The 4,737-nt window shown below is 70.9% G+C and carries 5 protein-coding genes; all 5 read right to left on the bottom strand.

The genetic code is table 11. From position 1 onward, the window contains the following. Positions 1-327 (bottom strand): condensation domain-containing protein (locus DSY14_RS26975; protein ID WP_211719425.1); only part of this gene is annotated, 327 nt, incomplete at its 3' end. A gap of 169 nt (positions 328-496) precedes the next feature. Next, positions 497-2,323, bottom strand: coding sequence for a non-ribosomal peptide synthetase (locus DSY14_RS26970; protein ID WP_211719424.1), 1,827 nt, complete (start codon positions 2,321-2,323; stop codon positions 497-499). After that, positions 2,320-3,351, bottom strand: a complete 1,032-nt coding sequence (locus DSY14_RS26965) for a TauD/TfdA family dioxygenase (protein ID WP_211719423.1) — start codon at positions 3,349-3,351, stop codon at positions 2,320-2,322. Before DSY14_RS26965 ends, DSY14_RS26970 begins: the two co-directional genes overlap by 4 nt. A 70-nt stretch (positions 3,352-3,421) precedes the next feature. After that, positions 3,422-4,216, bottom strand: a complete 795-nt coding sequence (locus tag DSY14_RS26960; protein WP_249188537.1) for a thioesterase II family protein — start codon at positions 4,214-4,216, stop codon at positions 3,422-3,424. Between the two features lie 256 nt (positions 4,217-4,472). Continuing rightward, positions 4,473-4,737 (bottom strand): phosphopantetheine-binding protein (locus DSY14_RS26955; RefSeq protein ID WP_283091713.1); only part of this gene is annotated, 265 nt, incomplete at its 5' end.

Below are 4,737 nucleotides of genomic sequence, written 5' to 3'. Positions count from 1 at the left end.
CGGACGGTCCACCGCGAGGTCGAACGGCGTACGCGCGAACTCCCCCACCAGCGCGTCCACCTCACCGGGAGAACACTCCACCACCTCGAACCCCGGCAACCCCTCCCCCAGCCCCAGCACACGCTGGAAGGGTTCGCCCCCGCTCTCCCCGTAGACCGTCCGCAACACCTCGTGCCGCTCGACCACGTCACCCAACGCCGCCTCCAGGGCGACCGCGTCCACACCGGTGCCGAACCGCACCACCAACGGCACGTTGTAGGTGGAACCGGCCCCTTCGAGACGGTTCACGAACCACAGCCGCCGCTGCGCGAAGGAAAGGGGGATCACGGTTACTCCTTAGGGGGAACGGGGTCGTGTCTTCGTCCGCCGGAAACCTGGTGTGCGGCGGTTCTCACCCGGGGGTCGGGCGGTCCGGCGGTGGTCCGGGAGGGTCCGCTCACGCGGTGGCCCCTCCCGGGCCGATCGAGCTGCGGCGCCCTCCGTCGAGAGCATCCGCTCAGTCCGCTGACTCGATGACGGACGCGAGGTCGCGCAGTTTCGGGTTCTCGTACACGGCCTTGAGGGGGATCTTCACCCCCAGCTGTGCCTTCACCTGGGAGACGAGCTTGATGGCCAAGAGCGAGTGACCGCCCAGACGGAAGAAGTCGTCCTCCGCTCCGATCACGGGGACACCGAGGACCGTGGCCCACACCCGCGCGATGAGCTGCTCCACGGAGCCGAGCCCCTCGTCACCGGAGCCCTCCCGGCCGACGGGTTCGGGGTCCGGCAGGGCCGCGCGGTCGAGCTTGCCGCTGGGGGTCCTGGGGAACTCGGTGAGCCGCACGTAGGCCACCGGTTCCATGTAGCCGGGCAGCCTGGCCGCGGCGAGGTCGCGCAGCTCCCGGTCCACGCCGGACCCGTGTGCCCGGTAGTAGGCCACCAGCGCGGGCCCTCCGGTCAGGGGTCGCAGGTCGACGACGACCTCGACGACGGCGGGGTGCGTGCCCAGGACGCCCTCGATCTCGCCGGGCTCGATGCGGAAGCCGCGCAGTTTGACCTGGCGGTCGCCGCGCCCCAGGTACTCCAGGCGACCGTCATCGAGCCGACGGGCCAGGTCACCGGTGCGGTACATGCGCGAGCCGTCGGTCGCGGCGATGTCCGGGACGAAGCGCTGCGCGGTCAGGCTGGGCGCCCCTCGGTAGCCGCGGGCCACCCGGTACCCGGCGAGGTAGATCTCGCCGGTGGCTCCCTCGGCCACGGGTGACAGCCGCTCGTCGAGCAGGCGCAACTCCAGTCCCGGGAGCACACCGCCGATGTGCGGTTCACGGGAGGAGTCGATCCAGCCGGCGGTCGCGTCGACGGTGCACTCCGTGGGCCCGTAGACGTTCACGGCACGGATCGAGCCCCGCGCCGCCAGTGTGCTCAGCCGGTGCCACAGGGGCGGACTCACGGGTTCTCCGCCGACGAGCAGCGTGAGGGGACCCGGACGGTCCCCGCTCAGGTGCTCCTCCAGGTGGTCCAGGAGCAGGTCGGCGTGGGAGGGGGTGATGTCCAGGTCGGTCAGGCCCTGCTCACTGATGAGCCCGGCCATGGCCGCCGGGTCGGACCGAGTCTGGTCGTCGAGGGTGACGACGGTGTCACCCCTGCACAGGCGGGTCCACTGCTGGACGGACGCGTCGAAGGAAGCGGAGGCGTTCCAGCCCACACGGCCACCGGGAGGACCCGCGAGGTGCTCGCTCTCCAGGTCCGCGAGGAGGGCCGAGACCGATCCGCGGGAGACCTCCACACCCTTGGGACGTCCCGTGGATCCCGAGGTGTAGATGACGTAGGCGAGGTTGCCGGGGTTGACGGCCACGGGCAGGAAGGGTTCCTGGGCCGCCTCGGCCGAGGTCCCGTCGGGCGCGATCCGGCAGAGGGCGACGGTCTCGGTGGACCCGTCGTCCGAGCGCCCGCAGTCTTCGTGGCCGCCCGTGCCGGCGCTGCAGGACACGACCACCAGGTCGGCGGCGGCGTCCTCCAGGAGGTGTCTGCGGCGCTCGGCCGGCAGGGCCGGGTCGACGGGCAGGTAGGCCGCACCGGCCGTCAGGGTGCCGATCAGGCCGAGGATGAGATCGGCGCCGCGGGGCAGGCACAACGCGACGACGCGTTCGTGGCCGATCCCCCGTCCGACCAGTGCGCGGGCGACACGGACGGCGCCCGCCCTGAGCTGGTCGAAGGTGAGGACGCGGTCTCCGTCGACGACGGCGTCGCGGGTCCCGGGAACTGCGGCGAGGCGGTCCAGGAGGTCCCGGGCCGCGCCGTCGCGCCCGGTGACCGTGTCGAGGGATTCGATCGGGGTCGTCACTGGCCCGCCTCGCCCCGGCTCGCGTGGGTCGCCGGCCGAGCGGTCGGAGCGCAGTCGGCGAGGGGCACCGGATCGCCCATGGCGACGAGGATCTTCCGGTCGCCCTCGAAGGCCTCACGGCCGTGCGCGTTGAGGATGTTGTCGACCATCAGCAGGTCGCCTACCTGGTAGGTCTCCCTGCGGGTGGCCCTGGTGTAGGCGTCGTTGAGCGCTTCGGCCTCCTCACGGGTGAGCGGGGTACCGTCTCCGACGAAGGTCTCGAAGGGCAGGCCCTCCTCGCCGTAGGTCTCCAGCAGCACGTCGCGGACGTCCTCGTCCAGGGACCAGCGGCTCCAGAACGCGGCGTGGTTGAACCAGACCCTCTCCCCCGTGCCGGGGTGGGTGACGATCGCCGACCGGCGCTGGCGGGTGCGCAGCGTCTCCTCGTCGAGCCACTCGCACCCGATGACGTTCTCCGCGCAGTAGGCCTCGACCTCGGCGGGGGACTCCGTGGCGAAACTGGTCTGCCAGGGCAGACCGGCCAGGGCCGAGTAGTTGCGGACCAGCAACCAGCCGTGTTCCTCGAACCTGCGACGCAGGTCCTCGGGGACCATCGCCAGCACCTCGCGCATGTCGCCCACGGTCGTCGCGCCGCCCTTGTCGGGGGCGACGACGCAGCAGAAGAGGAGCGTGCCCGGGAAGTCGAGGGTGTAGCTGTTCTCGTTGTGCAGGCGGATCGGCTGGATCGCGGGCAGGTCGGTGGACGAGAACACGCCGCCGCCGAAGTCGGTGCGCGGGGTGGCCTTCTCCTTGTAGGCGGCGGGCTGGGGCAGCAGGACGTCGCGGACCCGGCCGAAGGCGGCGGCGTCCTGGACCGGGAGACCCCTCACCAGGACACTGCCCGCGGAGGCCAGTTCCGCCGTGATGGCCGCGCGTTCGCGCTCCAGGACCCGGACGGCCTCGTCCATGTCCCGCACGCCGGGTAGCTCGATGATCGAGGGTTTGCCCGCCTCACGGCGCAGCACGGCCTTCTCTGTTGTCAGCGACATTCTTCCTCCGTTTTTCCTCGCGGGCTTCCACCCGCTCTTCTCGCTTTTCTTTACGCGTCCGGAATTCTTCTCAGGAAGCGTGCGCGGTGGTCACCGGCGCGGTCACAGAAACGACGATCTCCATGAACCGGGCCAGGTTCTCTCCGCTCTCGTCGAAGTAGAAGTGGCCCCCGGGAAGGGTCTCGACGCGGGTCTCTCCCTTGGTGACCTCGCGCCATTCCACGAGATCGCCGACCGGGACGATGGGGTCGGACTCACCGCCGACGATCGTCAACGGGAGATTGAGGCTGCGCACCGCGTCGTCACGCCGGTAGGCGTCGTCGATGGCGAAGTCCGCGCGGATCGAGGGAAGGATGATCTCCCGCAGCTCGGGCTCGTCGAGGATCGCGTGCTCGGTGCCACCCCGGGCCTTGATCGCCTCCACCAGTTCCTCGTCCGAGAGCGTCTCGGGCAGGACCGGGCTGGGGTTGGGCAGGAACGGGGCCCGGCAGGCGGACCCGATGAGGGCCACGGGCGGGCGGCCCGCTTCACTGAGGCCCCGAGCGACCTCGTAGGCCACCAGGGTGCCCATGCTGTGCCCGAGCACCACCAGGTCGCGACGGTCCTCGGCGAGCAGGGACACGAGGGGGGCCACCAGGTCGTCGACGCTCTCGGGCAGGTCGTCGGTGAACCGCGAGCCGCGGCCGGGGTACTGCGCGACCAGCAGGCCCACACCCTGGGGGAGGTGTTCCTCCCACTGGGCGTAGTAGTGGGCGTTGCCTCCGGCATGGGGCAGGATCAGCAGGGAGAGACCACCGGGGGCGGAACCGCTCCGCAGTTCCCACAGCACCTCGCTCGCGGCCGGGTCGTTTCCGATTTCCATCATTCCATTCCGCTCCTGATCGCCGTTCCGAGCCGGTTCGCCATTCCGGCAGTCCTGGAACCGAATCGGTTCCTTTTTCTGCTATACCGGTCGAATAATGGAAAGGTACGCCCGTGCTCCGGGCTCACGGGGCAGGAAGTGACGGCAAGGAAGCGGCAGTTAGGGTCGGTCCCCTGCCTGCCGGTCACCACTGGGATCGGTCGGGAACGACGAAGCGGCCGGAGCCCCGGTCAGGGGCCCGGCCGCTTCGCGGGAGGGGTCAGCCGTCGAGTTCCACTCCGGCGCGGGTACGGCGCTTCAGCGTCGGCCGTGCCCGGGGGGCGGGCGCACGGTCGAGGCGCTGCGCCAACTGCGCCACCGTCGGGGCGCGGAACACGTCCTCCAGAGTGGTCCTGGCGTCCGTGGCCGAGCGCAGACGGGTGAGGAGCCGGGTGGCGAGCAGGGAGTGGCCGCCCAGGTCGAAGAAGGAGTCATCGATCCCGACCCGCTCCAGGCCCAGGACCTCGGCGAACAACCCGCACAGG

The sequence above is a fragment of the Nocardiopsis sp. MG754419 genome, from assembly GCF_018207095.1.
GTDB lineage: Bacteria > Actinomycetota > Actinomycetes > Streptosporangiales > Streptosporangiaceae > Nocardiopsis.
This window is presented reverse-complemented; position numbering and strand designations above follow the sequence as displayed.

Excerpts from the sequence above, each read along its gene's own strand:
- DSY14_RS26965 (WP_211719423.1), bottom strand. The coding sequence starts at position 3,351 with ATGTCGCTGACAACAGAGAAGGCCGTGCTGCGCCGTGAGGCGGGCAAA.
- DSY14_RS26960 (WP_249188537.1), bottom strand. The coding sequence starts at position 4,216 with ATGATGGAAATCGGAAACGACCCGGCCGCGAGCGAGGTGCTGTGGGAA.